This is a genomic window from aff. Roholtiella sp. LEGE 12411, from assembly GCF_015206995.1.
Taxonomy (GTDB): domain Bacteria; phylum Cyanobacteriota; class Cyanobacteriia; order Cyanobacteriales; family Nostocaceae; genus Komarekiella.
Genome location: NZ_JADEXR010000294.1, coordinates 1 through 2,135, shown reverse-complemented (window position 1 = coordinate 2,135; position 2,135 = coordinate 1). Strand labels below are relative to the sequence as shown.

At 41.6% G+C, this 2,135-nt stretch carries 2 protein-coding genes; one reads left to right on the top strand and one right to left on the bottom strand.

Annotated elements, in window-relative coordinates; genetic code table 11:
* Positions 1-139 precede the first annotated feature (139 nt).
* Positions 140-958 carry a fasciclin domain-containing protein gene (locus tag IQ246_RS29480; protein ID WP_194006819.1) on the bottom strand — a complete coding sequence of 273 codons (819 nt, stop codon included), beginning with the start codon at positions 956-958 and terminating at the stop codon, positions 140-142.
* A gap of 353 nt (positions 959-1,311) precedes the next feature.
* Between IQ246_RS29480 and IQ246_RS29475 the strand changes: the two genes are divergently transcribed.
* Positions 1,312-2,106 carry a glutathione S-transferase family protein gene (locus tag IQ246_RS29475; protein ID WP_194006818.1) on the top strand — a complete coding sequence of 265 codons (795 nt, stop codon included), beginning with the start codon at positions 1,312-1,314 and terminating at the stop codon, positions 2,104-2,106.
* Positions 2,107-2,135: the final 29 nt, after the last annotated feature.

Below are 2,135 nucleotides of genomic sequence, written 5' to 3'. Positions count from 1 at the left end.
CCCATGCCCCATGCCCCATGCCCCATGCCCTATGATATTACAGAATAACCCCGTCTAAATCAACATCTCAACGGGATTATTTCTTGTTCACACTTAATTTTAACTTGGTTATATTACAGGTTTTACCTGTGCGTATAAACTACAAGTCAGGAGGCAAAATCACCTGATCAATTGCATGGATCACGCCGTTACTACCTGTGATATCTGCCTGAATTACTTTAGCATCATTGACAGTCACACCAGTAGCAGGATCAACTTTGATGTTGATAGTGCCGCCTTCAAGGCTTTTGACTTCCCCTGATTTTAAATCGGTGGATAGTACTTTACCACGTACCACATGGTAAGTTAAAAGTTTGAGCAATACTTCTTTATTCTCTGGCTTCAACAAATCTCGCACAGCGTCTTGTGGCAATTTGGCAAAGGCTGCATCAGTAGGCGCGAAAATAGTTAAGTTATCTTTGCCTTGCAATGCTTCTGTCAATCCAGCTGCTTTTAATGCCTTAGTTAAGGTTGTAAAGGAGCTATTTGACTCTGCCAACGCTAACAAATTTTTGCCTTGAGTGTTACTTGTCCCTGGATCTGTTGGTGTGGTTGGTGTAGCTCCGGGGGTAGTAGGTAGGCTTGGGGGTGCAGATTCATCAGGTGTAGCACCACTACCACGCTTATAAGGAGGCTCATCGAAAATACTTGGTCTGGGATTTAGCACACCCCCGCTCTGCGCCACTTGTTTCTTGGGTTTGGCATTATCCTTTTCTATTTCGGAAGTAGTTTCAACAGGTGTGTATTGAGCGATCGCCTGCACGTCTTGACCCTGGTTGTAGGGAGTCTCGTTGAAAACACTGGGCTGAGAATTTAATACTTCTTTTGCTCCAGATGGTAAAGTAAGAAGGAGACTGACACTAGTTAATCCGGCTATACCTGCCAAAGTGGTCACTAATTTGGTGTAGTTTGCTTTCATAAATTTTGTTTGTCTTTGTTTGTCCACAGGTTACATAAAGATTTATAACATTTTGCTAGGCATAAAATCTAACCTTAGAAGGAAGTAAAATCTTTTCACGCAAATACTTTGTCCTGGTAAAATTTAACATCCAAAGCCAGCTTATGCTGATTGCATCAGGGATATCTGGTATTTAGGTGATTATGAATAGAGAAGATTTTATCCCTTCGCTTACTTGCCGATCGCTACGAAGAATTCCAAATCCTCCCATAAATGTAGAATGCAAATTTTCTCAAAGTACAAAAATCTCATATTTGTATAGAATTATGTAGAATTATAAAGTCAAGAAAGTAACGAGTTACAAGGTATACAGTATGCTGGAATTATACCAATGGGAACTATCTCAATACTCAGAAAAAGTACGCTTGATTTTAGATTATAAAGGGCTAGATTACCGCAAAATAGAGGTTACGCCTGGAATTGGACAGGTAGAACTGTTCCGATTAACTGGTCAAAGACAAGTGCCAGTATTGAAGGACAGGAATAAATATATTGCTGACTCAACAGCGATCGCTAAGTATTTAGATTTAGAATATCCTGATCGCCCACTATTACCGCAAGACCCCAAAAAACGGGGTGTAACCTTATTGCTCGAAGAATGGGCAGATGAATCAATAGGACTCAAAGGTCGCAAAGCGCTATTTTCTGCTATTAGTCAAGATCAAAATTTCCGCAAATCTTTATTACCCACCTCTATACCAGATGTACTCAAAAGTTTAGTTGAAGGAGTACCCAGTGATTTACTGACAGTTTTGGGTTTTGGGGTAGGCTACAGCCCAGATGTGATCAAGTCAGCGATCGCGGATTTAAAGCAAGACTTAGACGCACTGACATTACTGCTAGCCGATAGTCCTTATTTAACAGGAGATGAACCTACTTTAGCTGACTTGACTGTAGCAGGTTTATCGATATTATTAAAGTTCCCCAGTGGCCCCTATCTGGATTTACCAGCATCTATCAGAGGTAAAGGAGTGCCAATATTTGCGGAGAATCCTGATTATGAACCATTCTTTGCCTGGCGCGATCGCCTCTATGCCCAATTCCGCAAACCATTAATAATGACTACCCCACCATCGGGGAGTGCGCCGAATTCGATTCAGATTGACTAGGGAATGGGGCATGCCCCATGCCCCATTCC

Bases quoted from the DNA above. Each gene is read 5' to 3' on its own strand.
- IQ246_RS29480 (WP_194006819.1), bottom strand. From the start codon at position 958: ATGAAAGCAAACTACACCAAATTAGTGACCACTTTGGCAGGTATAGCC.
- IQ246_RS29475 (WP_194006818.1), top strand. From the start codon at position 1,312: ATGCTGGAATTATACCAATGGGAACTATCTCAATACTCAGAAAAAGTA.